Annotated in this window: 13 protein-coding genes; 6 read left to right on the forward strand and 7 right to left on the reverse strand. The window is 62.8% G+C overall.

The genetic code is table 11. The features are described 5' to 3' along the window. Positions 1–5 precede the first annotated feature (5 nt). Positions 6–773: a coniferyl-alcohol dehydrogenase gene (locus J3P86_RS14270; RefSeq protein WP_434698237.1), complete on the reverse strand. Its 768-nt coding sequence runs from the start codon at positions 771–773 to the stop codon at positions 6–8. Between the two features lie 46 nt (positions 774–819). Then, positions 820–2,292 carry a benzaldehyde dehydrogenase gene (locus J3P86_RS14275; protein ID WP_434630861.1) on the reverse strand — a complete coding sequence of 491 codons (1,473 nt, stop codon included), beginning with the start codon at positions 2,290–2,292 and terminating at the stop codon, positions 820–822. 282 nt (positions 2,293–2,574) lie between these two features. On the opposite strand from J3P86_RS14275, the gene J3P86_RS14280 reads away from it, so the two are divergent. Continuing rightward, the gene (locus J3P86_RS14280) at positions 2,575–4,347 is read left to right on the forward strand and encodes a sigma 54-interacting transcriptional regulator (RefSeq protein ID WP_434698238.1); all 1,773 of its coding nucleotides are present in this window, start codon (positions 2,575–2,577) and stop codon (positions 4,345–4,347) included. 230 nt (positions 4,348–4,577) lie between these two features. On the opposite strand, the gene J3P86_RS14285 is transcribed toward J3P86_RS14280, so the two are convergent. Both J3P86_RS14285 and J3P86_RS14290 read right to left on the reverse strand, forming a co-directional pair. Further along, positions 4,578–5,213 carry a hypothetical protein gene (locus tag J3P86_RS14285; protein WP_434698239.1) on the reverse strand — a complete coding sequence of 212 codons (636 nt, stop codon included), beginning with the start codon at positions 5,211–5,213 and terminating at the stop codon, positions 4,578–4,580. A gap of 10 nt (positions 5,214–5,223) precedes the next feature. After that, a complete protein-coding gene (locus J3P86_RS14290; RefSeq protein WP_434698240.1) occupies positions 5,224–6,450 on the reverse strand; it encodes an RtcB family protein in 1,227 nt (408 codons plus the stop codon). Positions 6,451–6,747: 297 nt separating this feature from the next. Here J3P86_RS14290 and J3P86_RS14295 point away from each other — a divergent pair, with 297 nt between their 5' ends. Then, positions 6,748–7,599 carry a CAP domain-containing protein gene (locus J3P86_RS14295; protein ID WP_434698242.1) on the forward strand — a complete coding sequence of 284 codons (852 nt, stop codon included), beginning with the start codon at positions 6,748–6,750 and terminating at the stop codon, positions 7,597–7,599. Positions 7,600–7,731: 132 nt separating this feature from the next. Here the strand turns inward: J3P86_RS14295 and J3P86_RS14300 are convergent, their stop codons facing one another. Continuing rightward, positions 7,732–8,622 (reverse strand): LysR family transcriptional regulator, encoded by an 891-nt coding sequence (locus J3P86_RS14300; protein ID WP_434698244.1) that lies wholly within the window; start codon positions 8,620–8,622, stop codon positions 7,732–7,734. Positions 8,623–8,723: 101 nt separating this feature from the next. Between J3P86_RS14300 and J3P86_RS14305 the strand changes: the two genes are divergently transcribed. The 3 genes from J3P86_RS14305 to J3P86_RS14315 are packed head-to-tail and all read left to right on the forward strand — an operon-like array spanning position 8,724 to position 11,757. Beyond that, positions 8,724–10,073 (forward strand): acyclic terpene utilization AtuA family protein, encoded by a 1,350-nt coding sequence (locus tag J3P86_RS14305; RefSeq protein WP_434698245.1) that lies wholly within the window; start codon positions 8,724–8,726, stop codon positions 10,071–10,073. After that, a complete protein-coding gene (locus tag J3P86_RS14310) occupies positions 10,073–10,396 on the forward strand; it encodes an AtuA-related protein (RefSeq protein WP_434630836.1) in 324 nt (107 codons plus the stop codon). Before J3P86_RS14305 ends, J3P86_RS14310 begins: the two co-directional genes overlap by 1 nt. 53 nt (positions 10,397–10,449) lie before the next feature. Then, the gene (locus J3P86_RS14315; protein ID WP_434574031.1) at positions 10,450–11,757 is read left to right on the forward strand and encodes a CitMHS family transporter; all 1,308 of its coding nucleotides are present in this window, start codon (positions 10,450–10,452) and stop codon (positions 11,755–11,757) included. A gap of 3 nt (positions 11,758–11,760) precedes the next feature. On the opposite strand, the gene J3P86_RS14320 is transcribed toward J3P86_RS14315, so the two are convergent. Further along, the gene (locus J3P86_RS14320) at positions 11,761–12,660 is read right to left on the reverse strand and encodes an NAD(P)/FAD-dependent oxidoreductase (protein ID WP_434698246.1); all 900 of its coding nucleotides are present in this window, start codon (positions 12,658–12,660) and stop codon (positions 11,761–11,763) included. A 144-nt stretch (positions 12,661–12,804) separates the two neighbouring features. Here J3P86_RS14320 and J3P86_RS14325 point away from each other — a divergent pair, with 144 nt between their 5' ends. After that, positions 12,805–13,254, forward strand: coding sequence for an Rrf2 family transcriptional regulator (locus J3P86_RS14325; protein ID WP_434574027.1), 450 nt, complete (start codon positions 12,805–12,807; stop codon positions 13,252–13,254). 167 nt (positions 13,255–13,421) lie between these two features. Here the strand turns inward: J3P86_RS14325 and mqo are convergent, their stop codons facing one another. Beyond that, positions 13,422–15,065, reverse strand: a complete 1,644-nt coding sequence (gene mqo / locus J3P86_RS14330; RefSeq protein ID WP_434698247.1) for a malate dehydrogenase (quinone) — start codon at positions 15,063–15,065, stop codon at positions 13,422–13,424. Positions 15,066–15,400: the final 335 nt, after the last annotated feature.

Genomic DNA, 15,400 nt, shown 5'->3' on the forward strand with positions numbered 1-15,400 from the left:
GGTTCTCAAACGTAGGTGGAGGCCAATCCACCATCGACGGGCAGGTTGACGCCGTTGATCCAGCGCGACTCGTCGGCACACAGGAAGGCGATCACCGCCGCTACCTCATCGGCGTAGGCGGGACGCTTCATGCGATGGGCATCGGCCTGGGTCCGAGCCTCGCCGAGCATGCTCACGAAGTCGTCGAGGATGGGCGTGAAGACCGGCCCCGGCGCGACACAGTTCATGCGCACCGAATGCTCCAGGTACCAGGGTTGGGCCTGCAGGTAGGTCCAGACGATCAAGGCTTCCTTGAAATACTGGTAGCAGGTCTGGTCCGGCACCGGGTGGTCAGCCAGCCAGGCTTGCCCGGCGGCAAACCCTTCGCTGCGCGCCAGCGCCTTGTGCTGCTCTACGCGTAGCGGCCATTCGGCGCCAAGGATCGAGGCGATATTGACGATGCTGCCGCCCGCGTTGATGCGTGGCAGCAACGCCTGGCTGAAGTGGCGCAATCCGAGATAGTTGACCCGCGCCAGCAGTTGCGGACTGGCGGTGCCCGGCACCCCGGCAATATTGCACAGGCTATCGAACCGTGCGGGTAGCTGCGGCAGCAGGCGGTCGATGTTCTCGGCGCTGCTCAGGTCCCCCTGTACAAAACCGTCCAGGGTCTGGTGCGGCGCCTTGAGGTCCACGCCGATTACCTCGGCGCCGTGGGCACGCAGCAGGCTCGCCGTGGCGGCACCGATGCCCGACGAGACGCCGGTTACCAGTACAATCTTGTTGTCGAGTTTCATGTTGAGTCCTCTTGTTATTTTTATCTGCCCCGTTGAAACCGACCGGTCAGAACGGATAGACAGGCGCCTTGTCCTTGACCGTGACCCACTGCCACTGGGTGTACTCGTCCCAGTCCGCCGGGCCGCCGACGCTGCCGCCATTGCCCGAAGCGCCGCGCCCACCGAACGGGTTGATGCACTCGTCGGCGACAGTCTGGTCATTGATGTGCAGCATGCCGCACTGCAATCGCTCGCCAATCGCCATGGCCCGGCCCACCGAGGGTGAAATGACCGCCGCCGACAGGCCGTACTCGCTGCGATTGGCCAACTCGATGGCTTCCTCGTCGCTGGCAAAACTGACCACGCTCGCCACCGGACCGAAGACTTCATCCTCGAAGGCACGCATGCCCGGCTTCACGCCGCTGAGCACGGTCGGTTGATAAAACAAACGGTCGTAGTTACCGCCGGTTTCCAGCCTCGCCCCCGCGCGCACGCTGTCATTGACGATGTCGTGCACGCGCTGCAACTGGCGTTGGTTGATCAACGGTCCGAGCGCGGCTTCCTCGCGGGCGGCGTTGCCGACCGTCAACGCCTGGGCTTTATCCACCAGTTTCTGAATGAGGGCCTGAGCAATCGACTCATGGGCGAGGATCAACCCGGTGGCCATGCAGATCTGCCCCTGATGCAACCAGGCGCCCCAGGCCGCATTGCGGGCCGCGAGGTCCAGGTCGGCGTCTTCGAGGACAATCAAGGGGTTTTTGCCGCCCAGCTCCAGCGCGACTTTCTTGAGGTTGCGCCCGGCCACTTCGGCCACCTTGCGACCGGCGCCGGTGGAACCGGTGAAGGCGATCATCTTGACGTTGGGATCACGGCACAGCGCTTCCCCGGCGTCGGCCGCACCAGGCAATACCTGCAACAAGCCCTTGGGCAGGCCCGCGGCTTCGAAGAGACGGGCGATCAGAAAACCGCCACTGACCGGCGTCTGCGGATCCGGCTTGAGCACCACCGCATTGCCCGCCGCCAGGGCCGGCGCCACGGAGCGCATCGACAACACCAGCGGGAAGTTGAACGGCGAGATCACTCCGATCACACCATGGGGCAAGCGCCGCGCATAAGACAGGCGCCCCGCCTCGCTGGGCAGCACCACGCCATGAGCCTGAGACAGCATGCCGGCGGCCTGATGCAACAGCACGATCGCCTCGCGCACCTCGTGTTGGCCCTTGAACAATGCCGCGCCGGTTTCCCGTGCGACGTACAGCGCCAGTTCCGCGAAGGAGCGTTCGGCGACGTCAGCCGCCTTGCGAAAGATTGCCGCCCGTTCCCGTGGACCGAGGGCGGCCCAGGCCGGTTGCGCCAGGGCCGCATCGCGACTGGCCTTGGCGATATCGGCAGCATCGGCCGAAGCACTGCGCATCAGCGCCTCACCGGTGGCCGGCTCGATGATAGTCAGCAACGGGCCCGAGGCAGGCACCCAATTCCCGTTGAAGACACATTCGGACGCGATCACCTGGGCTAGCAGGTGGTTTTCGGATGCAGACATTTAAAGCTCCCGGCTCTTTGTTGTTGTCATCGTTTGCCACGCCTTGCCGACGCTGGCGCAAACGCCGTAGGAGTGGCTGAGCAAGCCGTGTGCCGAATTCACCCGCGGTCCTGCATAAACTTGGCGCAAGGCTCTGGATCAAGGCTCTCCGGCTGGCAAAGGGCAGCGTTGCTGGCGTCGAACCAGCCGCTGGCCGATCGCCACTTGTTCATTTGATAAAGTTATGCTTAATAACTATCTGACCAGGTGTTCATTTCGACTACCACCTCAGGGGCAATAACAATGAATAATCCCCACTGTCCGCTGCCGGAGCGGATCGCTGCCGAGCCTTTTCGTCCACGCGGCGATAGCAAGGAACTGAGCGACAGCAGCTCGCCAACCCCGGCAGAACTGACCAACTGCCTGTTTTTCTCCCCCGATGACGGGCGTATCTGGCTCAACGACCAACGCATGTTGTTGCTGCACAGTTCGTCCTTCGGCGCGTTGCGTCGGGAAATCATCGAGCGCCAGGGACTGGAGCAGGCCCGAGGCATGCTCACCCGCACCGGCTATTGCTCCGGCGCCCGGGACGCCCGGCTGATTCGTGAACGCTGGCCCCACGCCGACGCAGCCGCGGTGTTTCGCGCAGGCACGCACCTGCATACCCTCGAAGGCATGACCAAGGTCGAGCCGCTGCATTTCAAGTTCGATGCGGAATCGGGGTTCTACGAGGGGGAATTTCTCTGGCACCACTCCTGCGAAGCCGACGAACATATCGCCGCCTATGGCACCGGGCAGGATCCGGTGTGCTGGACCGAGCTGGGGTACGCGATCGGCTTCGTCAGCGGGTTGTTCGGGCAACTGGTGGTCTTTCGCGAAGTGGAATGCCGGGGCATGGGGCATGAACGCTGTCGTGTCGTCGGCAAGACCGCTGAGCAATGGGGCGATATCGAGCGCGACCTGAGCTACCTCAATGCCTCACAGCCGGCGGCGCCTTTGCCGTCCGGCGCCAGGCCCGACCCAATGGCAGCCAGTGATCCGCTGCCTGACAGCGAACAACCGCTGATTGGCGCCAGTGCGGCGTTCAACGCGGCGACGCTGGCTCTGCAACGGGTCGCCTTGACACCGGCCACCGTGCTGGTCACCGGCGAGTCTGGCGTGGGCAAGGAAATGTTCGCCCGTCAGTTGCACCAACTGAGCCGGCGCCGCCAGGGGCCGTTCATCGCCCTCAACTGCGCGGCGATACCGGACAACCTGATCGAAGCCGAGCTGTTCGGCGTAGAGCGCGGTGCCTATACCGGCGCCACCCATTCACGCCCCGGCCGTTTCGAGCGGGCCGATGGCGGTACGTTGTTCCTCGATGAAATCACCTGCCTGAGCCTGGCCGGCCAAGGCAAGCTTTTGCGCGCGTTGCAGGAGCGCGAAATCGAGCGGGTCGGTGGCGGCCATGCCATCAAGGTCGACGTGCGAGTGGTCGCGGCGACCAACCTCGATCTGCGCAAAGCCGTGGCGCAAGGCGAGTTTCGCGAAGACCTGTTCTACCGGCTCAACGTCTACCCCATCGCCCTCCCGCCCTTGCGCGATCGCCGCGATGACATACCGTTGCTGATCAATGCCTTTCTCAAGCGCTTCTGCCTGGAATACGGTCGTACACCGGTGGGCCTGACCATGCGCGCCTTGAAGATGCTGCTGCGCTACGACTTCCCAGGCAACGTGCGGGAACTGCAGAACCTCATCGAGCGCGGCTTGATTGCCAGTGAAGAAGGCCAGGCCATTGATCTGGTGCATCTGTTTCGCGACGAGCGATTGCCGGCGGATGCGTATTCGGTGGACGGCAATGGCGGGCTCACGTCATTGGCGCCGGCCGCGAGCGACGCCACGGCGAAGGCGCCGTTGTTGCCGTCCCTGAGCCAATGGGACGCGGACTTCTCCATCGATGGCCTGGAGTCGCGCCTGATCAACGAAGCCCTGCAACTGAACAGCGGCAACCTGGCGGCGGCAGCCAGGTCACTGGGCTTGAGCCGGGCGCAGTTTGCCTACCGGTTGAAGAAACATCAACGCGGTAATCCAGACTGAACACAGAACTGGCACCAAACCTGTGGCGAGGGGATTTATCCCCGCTGGGCTGCGCAGCGGCCCCCAAAACTAGACTACTCGGTGTGCCAGGCAGATTGAATTAACTGCTTTAGGGCCGCTGCGCAGCCCAGCGGGGATAAATCCCCTCGCCACGGAGCCTGGTTCAATACGCGACCGCGCTGTGTGGAACCCTAGCCACAGTTCTGTATCTGCGCCCGATATTGAGGCCTTTAATCCGTCGTGCTCGCCGTCAGCACACCCAGGGTCCGGCGCTCGGGATTCCAGATGCTCAGGCACCACACCCCCCACCACTCCAGGCCATCATCGAAATAGTCGCTCCAGGGATCCCGGGCGGGATCGGGCTCGTCGCTGGCCAATCCGTTGAAGTTGAAGTTGTCGACCCAGTCCAGCACCACCACGCCGCTATCCGGCACAAGCCCCAGCAAATCGAGCCACTCTTTGAACAGCGCCTGGGGCGTGTCGTTGTTGAAGCGGGTGCTGTAGGGCGGCTCGCAAAACGCGTCGTACAAGGCATAGGCTTGCGGGTTGCGTTCAGTCTTTCCCGCGCGCATGAGGCGAATGACCTGATCCTGACCCAGCGCCTTGGGAATGGCCTTGGTCAGGTCCCAGTGCATGCTCGGTGGGGCGATATCGGCATAGCGCGGATCAAGGCGCAGTTGGCGATCTCGTTCAAGCCATTGTGCCTCGATGTGCTGGAACAGTCGGTCCACGGCCTGGCGGTGCAGCGACTGATCGACGATTACATCCGCCTCGGGAGCAAGCGCCAGGAATTCGAAAGCGCAACCGGCCGCCTCCATTCGCTGGCGCAACGCTTCACTGGCTGCCTGCTCGACAATGCTCAACATGCTGGCTCCGCTAACCTTTCACGCACACGACCTGACGCAGCGTATGCAGCACTTCCACAAGTTCACGTTGTGCATGCATTACCTTGTCTATGTCTTTGTATGCCATCGGAATTTCATCAATCACCGCAGCGTCTTTCCGGCATTCCACATGGGCGGTCGCGCGGACCTGATCCTCGACGCTGAAACGCCTTTTCGCCTCGGTCCGGCTCATGACCCGGCCGGCACCGTGGCTACACGAACAAAACGATTGCTCGTTGCCCAGGCCGCGCACGATAAAGCTCCTGGCGCCCATCGAACCGGGGATGATACCCAACTCGCCTTTCCTGGCCGACACCGCGCCCTTGCGCGTCACCAGTACGTCGTGTCCGAAGTGTCGCTCTTTCTGCACATAGTTGTGATGACAATTCACCGCTTCCAGCGCCACTTCGAACGGTTTGCCGATGACCTGCCGGGCGGCGCGTATCACCGCGTCCATCATCAAGGCCCGATTCTGCCGGGCGAAATCCTGGGCCCAGCCCACCGCTTCGACATAATCGTCGAAATGCCGGCTGCCCTCCTCGAAGTAGGCCAGGTCACGGTCCGGCAGATTGGCGAGGTGCTGGCGCATGTCGGCCTGGGCCAACTGGATGAACAGATTGCCGATGGCATTGCCCACACCCCGGGAGCCGCTGTGCAACATGAACCAGACCCGGTTGGCCTCATCCAGGCACACTTCAATGAAATGATTACCGCTGCCCAGCGTACCCAGATGCTGACGGTTGTTGGTCCGGGCCAGCTTCGGGTATTTGTCGGTAATCGCCTTGAAGCGCGCGGCCAGCGCGACCCACGCCTGGTCAGCCTCGCGTGGGACATTGCTCCAGGCGCCCTTGTCGCGTCCGCCATGGCTGAGGCTGCGCCCATGGGGCACGGCTTTTTCGATAGCGCTGCGCAGGGCCTGGAGGCTGTCCGGCAAATCGGCGGCATCGAGCGAAGTGCGCGCGGCGATCATGCCGCAACCAATATCCACCCCCACCGCCGCCGGAATGATCGCGCCTACGGTGGGGATGACACTGCCGATGGTCGAGCCCTTGCCCAGGTGCACATCGGGCATCACTGCCAGGTGTTTGAAAATGAATGGCATTTTCGCCGTGTTCATCAGTTGCTGGCGGGCTTCGGCCTCCACCGGCACGCCCTGGGTCCAGAGTTTGATGGGCTTGCCGTTGGCGACTTCCAGCAATTCGTAGGTTTTCTGGTGCATGGTCGCGGTTCTGTTCAATGACGAGCCGCGCTTGATTGCCGGCTCAATTTCGACACTGGGCATGAACGCAGATTCAGCGAGGATTTGTCGAATGCGGTTGCGTGTCTGGATGTGGCGAGCCGGAAATAAGACGATGGAATGGACCTATTCGCCTGAAAATTGATCCCACTACTTGAGGAGCGTCCCGAACGGTACCAAACGGTGCCGTCCAAGGGATTTCAAAAGAGCGTGAATACCGTTGCCCCAGCGGGGCAAAAATTGCGCATCATAGGCGCCGTCCGCTCAAGGGAGATTTACATGCGTGCGATTTTTTCCGTCATGCGTCTTGCCGCGCTGTCGCTGGGGCTGACGTTCGCCGTCAGTGCGGTAGCCACCGAAGAGACGAAACTGGTCGAGTCCATCAACCTCTACCGCAGCCAGTCCCAGAGCTGCGCCGGCCAGGCGTCCCTGGAGCTGCCGCCGCTGGCGATGGACTCGCGGTTGATCCTGTCGGCCAATGGCATCGGCGATCTGCAACAGGCGTTGGCCCGGGCGGCCTATCCGATGGTCAACGTGCAAGCGATCAGCCTGTCCGGGCCGCGCGACGCGCAAGCGGCGATGAAGGCCGTGCAGGAAAGTTTCTGCCAGGTCGTGCTGGACCCGCAGTTCATCGACGTCGGTGTCAGCCGACTGGACCGCGAATGGCGCATCGTGCTGGCTCGCCCGCTGTTGTCGGCACGACTGGGCGATTGGCAAGCCGAAGGCCAGAAACTGCTCAAACTCATCAACAGCGCCCGCGCGCAACCGCGCCGCTGCGGCACCGAGGCCTACAGCGCGACCACTCCGCTGGCCTGGAACGCCACCCTGGCCCTGGCGGCGGTGAATCACACGCGCGCCATGGCCAACAACAACTTCTTCGACCACAAGGACCGCGATGGCCGCACGCCCGGCGACCGCGCCGAACTGGCCGGCTATCTGGGCCAGGCCATCGGCGAAAACATCGCCGCTGGGCAAGACACGGCTTTGAAAGTGGTGGACGGCTGGTTGGCCAGCCCCGGGCATTGCGCCAACCTGATGAACCCGCAGTTTCGCGAACTGGGAGCCGGGTATGCGGTGGACCCGAAAAGTGATGCGGGGATCTACTGGACGGCGATGTTCGGTATTCAATGACCGGTGCTGACCGGGCTTGCGCCTTCGCGAGCAGGCTCGCTCCCACAAAGGGTCCGGGTGAACGAAGAACCGGCGTGCGCCGCAATCAATGTGGGAGCGAGCCTGCTCGCGAAGGCCGCAGACGGCCCCACATCAAGCGCCCGCCTCACCCCCCCGCAAAACCCGCCGCACATGTCCCATGAACTGGCTCAACGACGGCGATTGTGCCACCGGCTTGCGCTGCAACAGCCCGATCGAACGCTTGGCCGGCTGATCGATTGGGGTTACAGCGCACTGTTCGCCGATGTTGAACACCGCCGTGCAACTGGCCGGCAATAAAGAAAATCCCAGCCCCTCCCGTACCAGCGCCGTGGCCGTGCTCATATGCGCCACCTCCCAGGCTGGGACTGCATCCACGTTCAAATAGCGCAGCGCCGCGTCAGCCAAAGGCCGGATGCTCGTGTCAGGCGTCAGGGCAATGTAGGGCTGCTGCGTCCACTCATCCTGGCCGCCACCCTGCGAGGGCTTGTGGCTCAGCAGTACCAGATTGTCATCCAGCAGGCGCTCGAAGCTCAGTCCAGCCAGGTCGTCAGGCAGCGAACTGATGCCGGCGTCTACCTCGCCGCGCTGTACCCAGCCGAGGATCTCTCCGGCGCGGCCATCCAGCAGGCTCACCGTCACACCGGGGTTTTCACGCTGGAAAGCAGCCATGGCGATCGGCAGAAACGACGCGGCAGCCGTGGGCAACGCCGCGAGCCGAAGCGTGCCGCGACTCAGGCTCAAGGTGTCGCGAGCATCGCGCACGGCATCGTCCATGTCCCGCAGCATGCGCCTGGCCTGGGGCAGGAAATGCTCGCCGGCTGGCGTCAACTCGACGCTGCGGGTATTACGCGCAAGCAACTGCAACCCCATGCTCTCTTCCAGTTTGCGGATGCTGTAGCTCAGCGCCGGTTGCGACAGATGCAACTGTTCCGCGGTGCGGGTGAAGCTTGAAGTCTCGGCGATGAGGATGAAGGCTCGAAGCTGTCGGAAAGAAACGTTCATGACCGGCTCATAAAATTACTGGATCAATTGATTCTATCTTTAAAATTCACAGATTAATTCTGTCTCTCCACTATGGGGCCACCCTTCAGTGGAACACGAACATGACAAAAACAATTCTCGTCGGGTGTGGCGCAGGTTTTGCCAATGATCGGCCCGACGCCGCGCTACGCCTGGCCCAGGACATGGCGCAACGCAGCGGCCAGCGCTACATAATGCTGGAGCTGCTGGCTGAACGGACCCTCGCCGAGGCGCAATTGCGCAAGCGCCTCGATCCACGGTCGGGCTACTCCGCGCGCCTGTTCGACTTCCTCGAACCCATGCTGGACATTTGCATCGAAGCCGGCATTGCGATCATCACCAACGGCGGCGCAGCCAACCCCAGGGCCGCCGCGCAACGGTTGCGCGACGAATTGGCCGGCCGTTTCCCGGCGCTGAAAATCGCCTGCGTACTGGGCGACGACCTGCTCGAAGAAACGCCTCCGCGCTATGAACGATGGCTGTCGTCGAGTGCCGATGAACAGCCTGTTTCGGTGAACGTCTACACCGGGGCCGACGGCATCGTCCAGGCACTGGCCGAGGGCGCTGGCATCGTGCTGTGTGGCCGGGTTGCGGATCCGTCCCTGGCGGTAGGCGCGATCCGCCATGGGTTGGGTTGGAAGGCCGACGATTGGCAAAAAATGGCCGTCGCGACCGCCGCCGGACACCTGCTGGAATGCTGCGCCCAGGTCACTGGCGGCTATTTCGCCCATCCCGGAATGAAGGACATCCCGGATCCGGCCAACCTCGGCTGCCCGATCGCCGAAATTCACCAGGACGGCCGCTTGATCATCGGCAAGACGCGCAACAGCGGCGGACGAGTCAGCGAGCAGACCGTCAAGGAGCAATTGCTTTACGAAGTCCATGACCCGCGACGTTATCTGACGCCGGACGTCGTGCTGGATCTGGGCGCGGCCCACGTACAGGACCTGGGGAACGACCGGGTGGAAGTCACTGGCGTGATCGGCCATCCGCGCCCCGACACCCTCAAGGGCCTGGCGGGTATGCGCGGACTCTGGTTCGGCGAGGCCGAGATTTCCTATGCAGGCCCCGGTGCCGTGGCGCGTGCCGCCCTGGCGCGCGACATCCTGCTGCAGCGTTTCGATCGTCTGGCGCCAGGTGTACAGCCCTGGATCGACCTGTCGGGAGTCGCCAGCCTGTTCAACGACCAGGGTGGCCGTTATCTGCAAAAACACCTGGTCCAGGCGCCTTTGCTGGAGGACGTGCGGGTGCGTATCGGCCTGACCCATACCGACCGATCGCTGCTCGAAACCCTCCTGGCAGAAGTCGAGTCGCTCTACACCAACGGACCGGCTGGCGGCGGTGGCGTCCGGCGCCACCTCGCAGAAGCCGTTACCACCCGCAGCTTCCTGCTGCCGCGTGATGAAATCCATACAGCCCTGGAGTGGTACTGATGAGCCTGGTCACCCTAGCCGACTTCGCCCACGCCCGTGCCGGCGACAAAGGCAATATCCTCAGCATCGCGGTATTTCCCCACGACCCGGCCCATTATCCCTGGCTGCTTCGGGTGCTGAGCTGCGAGCGCGTCGCCGAGCAGTTCGCGACGCGCCAGCCCTCCAGGGTGCATCGCTATGAACTGCCGAACCTGAAGGCGTTGAACTTCGTGCTCGAGGACGCCCTGGAAGGCGGCGTGAATCGAAGCTGCGGTCTCGACCGCCATGGAAAAAGCCTGAGCTACCTGCTCCTGGCCTTGCGCCTGCCGGGACCGGAAGACTGACCGACTCGCCGCCTGCAACACCATCCGACAACAATAAAAAGAGAGGCTGCAACATGATTACAACCCTGGGTTTCCTGATGATGCTTGCCATTATCGGGCTGATATTGCTGCGCCGGATCAGTCCGGTGGTGGCGTTCACCACCCTTCCCGTGGTCGTCTGCCTGCTCGCCGGCTTCAATCTCGCGCAGATCGGCGAGTTCATCAAGGCCGGCCTGGTCACCGTCGCGCCGACCGCCGCGCTGTTTCTGTTTGCCATCCTGTTCTTCGGCATCATGCGCGACCGTGGCTTGTTCGATCCGCTGGTCAACCTGTTGATCCGCAGCACGGGCGGCAAGCCCCTGGCGGTGGCGCTGGTTACCGTTCTGGTGACTTCAGTGGTGCATCTGGATGGCGTCGGCGCCGCGACGTTCCTGTTGACGATCCCGGCACTGCTGCCCTTGTACAAGCGCCTGAACATGAGCCCGACGATGCTGTTGTGCCTGGTGGGGACCACGGCCGGGGTCATCAACATGGTGCCCTGGGGCGGGACGACTGCGCGGGCCGCTGCCGTGTCGGGGCTCGATGCCACCGAGCTGTGGCTGGGGTTGCTGCCGGTGCAGATGGTGGGCCTGGTGTGCATGCTCGGGGTGGCGACGATACTGGGGTCGCGCGCCCAGCGGCGCCAACCGATGTCGCTGGGTGCGGCCGCGACGCGTGACATGGACGACCTGCAAATGCAAAGCCGCGAATTCAGTCTCTCTCCCCGGCAGCTGCGCTACTGGCTGAATGTGGCCCTGACCGGCGGCATTCTGCTGTGCCTGTTCACCGGTATCTTTCCGCTGTACGCCTGTTTCATGGTCGGATTGGGCATCGCCCTGCCCTTGAACTTCCCATCCCTCGACGCCCAGGCCGAACGCCTCAAGGCCCATGCGTCCGATGCGTTACAGATGGTTCTGGTGATGATGGCCGCCGCCGTGCTGCTGGGCGTGCTCTCCGGAGCGAAGATGTCAGACGGCATGGCCTTGGCGCTGATCGACATCCTGCCCGCCGGTGCTGCCCAATACCTGCATGTGATTGTCGGGTTCTTCGGCGTCCCCCTTGGAATGATCTTCTCGCCGGACGCCTACTATTTCGCCCTGCTGCCGGTGATCAAGGACGTCGCCATCGCCGCTGGCGTTCCTCTCGAAGCGGTGGCCCGGGCCATGCTGATCGGTGAGAACACCGGCTTCTCCATCAGCCCGGTGGTACCCAGCGTGTATCTGGCCCTGGCACTGTCCGGCGTAGAGTTGCGCAAGCACATGGCCTATACGTTTTTCTGGGCCTGGGGCGTCAGCCTGGTAATGCTCGCCTTTGCCGTGGCAACCGGGGCTGTACAAGTCTGAAACTCAAGGGTGGGCTTGGAAGATCAGCGACCGATGCACCCCGGAGCCCGCCCTCACCCCATCGCCAACGGCCAGCGCGACCGAGCCGAACGGCATGGCCGCATCGCCGCAGGCAAATATGCCCGGCACGCTGGATTCCCGGGTCATCGCGTCGCTTTGGATGAACGCGCCAAGCGGACCCTCTTCAAACGCGCAGCCCAGGGCTGCCGCGAGTGGACTGGCAACCCGCGTACGCGGCAAGACGAACAGGCCGTCGATGGCGACCACCCGACCGTTGGCCAGTACCACGTCGGCCCGCTCGCCTTCGATACGCGCCACTCGCTCGGTCACCACGGTGACGCCACGCTGATCGAGGCTCGCTTGTTGCTCCGGATCAAGCGCCAGCACGCCATTGGTGAAGAACGTCGTCGGCCCCCAGTCGGGCAGCATCTGGGCGTGGTGCAGTGACATCGGCGAGGTTGCGAGAACGCCGATCGGCCCTTGGTTCAACTCGTAGCCGTGGCAATACGGGCAATGGAAAACGCTTTTGCCCCAGCGCTCAGTCAGCCCGTGCACGTCGGGCAAGTCATCAATCACGCCTGTGGCCAGCAACAGCCGGCGAGAACGGTAACGCAGGCCGTTTGCGGTCTCGACAATAAAAGCTTCGGCATCCCTGCTGGCTTGGGTCGCGGTGTCGCGAACCCATTCAACCGTCGGGTACGCCATGAGCTGAACATGGGCGTCGCCGGCTATATCGCCTGGGGCACGACCGTCCTGCCCGAGAAAACCATGGGATGTCGCGGCGAAGCGGTTGCGACGCTCGCCCGCGTCGATCACCAGCACCTTGCGCCGGGCGCGGGCCAGTTGCAAACCCGCGGACATACCGGCATAGCTGCCGCCTGTAATGATGACGTCGTATTCCATGGGCGATCTCCAAGAGTGGTTTCGATGGCGCGGCAAGTCTCGACACATCGTAAGTTTCTTGAAAAGCCGCTGTCAACAGTCTCGTAACTTTTGCGATTACGGGCAATACTCCCACCTACCCCAGCCATGGAATCTGTCAGTCCGATGAGAAACGACACACGCCTGTCCCGCATGCTCCATGTATTGATCCACATGGACCGCCACCAGCAATCCGCCACCTCCGACACCCTCGCGCAGATGCTCGGCACCAACCCGGTGGTCGTGCGCCGGACCATGGCATTGCTCAAGGAACAGGGTTACGTCACATCGGAAAAGGGCCATCGCGGGGGTTGGGCCCTGGCCAAGCCGCTCTCGGAGATGACGCTGCTGGATATTCATCAAGCGTTGGGCAGCACATCGATCTTTGCGCTTGGCCTGTCGACCGACCACCCGCAATGCCTGGTGGAACAAGCGGTGAACGCGGCGCTGACGGACGCCTTCGACGAGGCCCAGGCGTTGCTGCTCAAGCGTCTGGGCAGCATAACCCTGGCGCAGTTGGCCGAGGATTTTGATGCGCGGTTTCGGGGCGCCCACGAGGTCGAGCCTCACCACTGATCCCTGTGGGAGCGAGCCTGCTCGCGAAGACGGCAGCACATTCGACATTTAAGCAAACTGACACAACGCTTTCGCGAGCAGGCTCGCTCCCACAGGGGGGTCTAGCCTGCAAATGAAAACGCCGCTCAATGAGCGGCGTTTTTGTACCTCACCGGACAGCGTCCGGTTTACAGCGCCATGTCGGCCGCTGGGTTGGCCTCGCGAGGAGCAGCCGGTTGGGCCGGTGCTACCGCGGTGCCTGGCTTGCCGACAGCCGGTGGCGGGTCCAGTTGCAGGACTTCGCTGGTGTAGGCCCATTCCTGTGCGACGCGCTCAGGATTGTCGTTCAGCTTGGTGCCGTAGCTCGGTACGATCTGACGCAGTTTTTCCTGCCAGGCCGGGGTGGCTACCTTGTCCTTGAAGACCTTCTCAAGCACGCTCAGCATGATCGGTGCAGCGGTCGAGGCGCCTGGCGAGGCACCCAGCAGACCGGCGATGCTGCCGTCCTGGGAAGCGACGACTTCGGTACCGAGTTTCAGCACGCCGCCCTTCTCTTCGTCACGCTTGATGATCTGCACGCGCTGGCCGGCTTGCCACAGGCGCCAGTCTTCCTGCTTGGCGTCCGGGAAGTATTCCTTCAGCGCGTTGAAGCGGTCCTCATCCGACAGCATCAGTTGGCCGGCAAGGTATTCAACCAGTGGGTACTGTTCGATACCGACCTTGGTCATCGGCCACACGTTGTGGGTCGTGGTGCTGGTCAGCAGGTCGAAGTACGAACCGTTCTTCAGGAACTTGGTGGAGAACGTGGCGAATGGGCCAAACAGGATCACGCGCTTGCCGTCGAGTACGCGGGTGTCCAGGTGCGGAACCGACATCGGTGGCGCGCCAACCGAAGCCTTGCCGTACGCCTTGGCCAGGTGCATCTGGGCGACGGTCGGGTTTTCGGTTACCAGGAACGAACCGCCCACTGGGAAACCGGCGTATTCACGAGCTTCCGGAATGTCCGACATCTGCAGCAGGTGCAGCGCGCCGCCACCGGCACCGATGAACACGAACTTGGCGTCGGTCTCGGTTTCGGTACCGTCTTTCAGGTTCTTGTACGAAACGCGCCAGGAGCCATCCTCGTTGCGAGTGATGTTTTCCACTTCGCTGGACAGCTTGAGCGAGAAGTTCGGCCTGGTTTGCAGGTGAGCAGCGAACTGGCGGGTGATTTCGCCGAAGTTCACGTCAGTACCCAGCGGGCTCCAGGTGGCCGCGACTTTCTGGCTCGGGTCACGCCCTTGCATCATCAGCGGAACCCACTTGCTGATCTGCGCAGGGTCTTCGGAATACTGCATGCCGGCGAACAGCGGGCTGGCCTGGAGAGCGTCGTAGCGCTTCTTCAGGAATGCGATGTTCTCGTCACCCCACAGGAAACTCATGTGCGGGGTGGAGTTGATGAACGAGCGCGGGTTCTTCAGCACGCCGTTCTTGACCTGCCAGGACCAGAACTGACGGGAAATCTGGAAGGCTTCGTTGATTTCGATAGCCTTGGAGATGTCGACCTTGCCGTTCTTGTCTTCCGGCGTGTAGTTCAACTCGGCCAGGGCGGAGTGCCCGGTACCGGCGTTGTTCCAGCCATTGGAGCTCTCTTCGGCAACACCGTCCAGGCGCTCGACCATTTCCATGGTCCAGCCCGGCTCCAGCTCATTGAGCCAGACGCCGAGGGTCGAACTCATGATGCCGCCGCCAATGAGCAAGACATCCACTTTTTTCGGCTCGGCGGCGTGCGTGGTCGCAAGACCCATCGCCATCGCCAGGCCCAGCAGCGCCGTATGTGTTTTCTTCAACATGTGTGTATCCCTAGGGTGGAACGCCATTCCGTCCCCCAATCCTGTTCGAGCAGGGTCCGCACCCATGCCGGCATGGCCAGCGGGCGGGGATCGATGGACTGGAGGAAGGACCTACAGGGGCCGAGCAATGTCGGCCTCACATTTATGTCTCTCCGGCGCTGACTTCTTGTAGGTCTTGGCTTCAGCTGGGTGAGGGACACTGCAAAACGGTCTGGATCGGGCCTGCCAAGGCCGTGCCCGATTGTCGCAGCGGGGGGAGTTTACAGAAGGAAATAAGCAGACCGAAGCGCATTTTTGCATTCGAGGTAAAAACGCCGACCAAATGACGGCGTTTT

The sequence above is a fragment of the Pseudomonas sp. D1-1 genome (genome assembly GCF_051132225.1).
Classification (GTDB): Bacteria; Pseudomonadota; Gammaproteobacteria; order Pseudomonadales; family Pseudomonadaceae; genus Aquipseudomonas.